1 CRISPR repeat array is annotated in these 555 nt (G+C 54.4%).

Annotated elements, in window-relative coordinates:
• Position 1: 1 nt before the first annotated feature.
• Positions 2-553: direct repeats of the CRISPR family, unit length 31 nt; unit sequence CAGCCGCCTTCGGGCGGCTGTGTGTTGAAAC.
• Positions 554-555 lie beyond the last annotated feature (2 nt).

A 555-nucleotide genomic window follows, 5' to 3' on the forward strand; every position in this document is an offset into this window, starting at 1 on the left:
TCAGCCGCCTTCGGGCGGCTGTGTGTTGAAACGCCTATGTATTGATAGAGGCCGCCTTTACAATGCAGCCGCCTTCGGGCGGCTGTGTGTTGAAACATCGAAAGAGTAATTAATATTGACGGAATGGTTAACAGCCGCCTTCGGGCGGCTGTGTGTTGAAACCAAAACACGCTGGAATCTCGCAAGAACAGTATTCAGCCGCCTTCGGGCGGCTGTGTGTTGAAACATCGAAAGAGTAATTAATATTGACGGAATGGTTAACAGCCGCCTTCGGGCGGCTGTGTGTTGAAACCAAAACACGCTGGAATCTCGCAAGAACAGTATTCAGCCGCCTTCGGGCGGCTGTGTGTTGAAACTGCCAAAGCTCACGCGCCTGCCGGTGGCGGTGGTGGCAGCCGCCTTCGGGCGGCTGTGTGTTGAAACACGCAATTACGCGCCCTTGCCGATAACTACGATGCAGCCGCCTTCGGGCGGCTGTGTGTTGAAACTATCTTGGAATTTGACGGCCTGTTGACCCAAATCCAGCCGCCTTCGGGCGGCTGTGTGTTGAAACTT

Source organism: Neisseria sp. HMSC068C12 (assembly GCF_001814095.1).
Taxonomy (GTDB): Bacteria; Pseudomonadota; Gammaproteobacteria; order Burkholderiales; family Neisseriaceae; genus Neisseria; species Neisseria perflava.